Annotated in this window: 1 protein-coding gene; it reads left to right on the forward strand. The window is 67.3% G+C overall.

Annotated elements, in window-relative coordinates:
- Positions 1-166: 166 nt before the first annotated feature.
- Positions 167-918, forward strand: a 752-nt coding sequence (locus ETD85_RS62510) for an AfsR/SARP family transcriptional regulator (RefSeq protein WP_138699126.1), incomplete at its 3' end; no start/stop codon positions are given.

Genomic DNA, 918 nt, shown 5'->3' on the forward strand with positions numbered 1-918 from the left:
CCGCGCGCACCAGCTCCACCATCTGCCGGCGAAACTCCGGCGGATAGTTGTTCGGCACAGCAGACTCCTTCTTCCGGGAACCAGGGTTCCCCAGAGATCAGGTGTCCACCAAACCGGGCCAACTCCAATATATGATCCTTCTATCAGGCATTTCACGGCGGGCGGTATGGAATTCAAGATCTTCGGATCGCTCGGCATCGCCCGCGACGGGAGCGAAATCCAGGTGCCGACGGGCAAGCCCCGGCTGCTGCTCGCGATGCTGCTGTGTCATCCCAACGAAGCGGTGCCCCGCGAACGCCTCATCGACGTGCTCTGGGGCGATAGCCCGCCCAAGTCCGCCGTGGACAACCTCCGCGTCTACGTCTCTCAGCTCCGCAAGGCCCTCGGCGACAGCGCCCGCATCGTTCGCGAGCCCAGAGGCTACGCGCTGACCGTCAAGCCGGGCGAGCTCGACGCCGACCACTTCGAGGAACTCCTGGCCGCCGCTCGCGCGTGTGACGATCCAGCCCGAGCCGGCACAGCACTCCGCCAGGCGCTCGCCCTGGCGCAAGGCACCCCGTTCGCCGACGTCGAACACATCGGCCCCATCGCCATGACGGCACTGCGCCTGGAGGAGCAACGTGCCGCCGCAGCGGAGGCGGCCGTCGAGACAGATCTCGCTTTGGGGCGCAACGCGGAGGCCATCGCCGCGTTGTACGGCCTTATCGGCACCTACCCGCTGCGCGAAAGGCTGCGCCGGAACCTGATGATCGCCCTGTACCGGTCAGGACGCCAGGCCGAGGCGCTGGCGACCTACCAGGAGGCTCGCAGAGTACTCGTCGAAGAGCTCGGCATCGAGCCAGGTCCCGCACTGCGAGACCTGGAGCTGCGCATCCTCAACGCCGACCCCGCGCTGGATGCGCCGCTCCCCCGCCAACT

Source organism: Nonomuraea zeae (genome assembly GCF_005889725.1).
GTDB classification, from domain to species: Bacteria; Actinomycetota; Actinomycetes; order Streptosporangiales; family Streptosporangiaceae; genus Nonomuraea; species Nonomuraea zeae.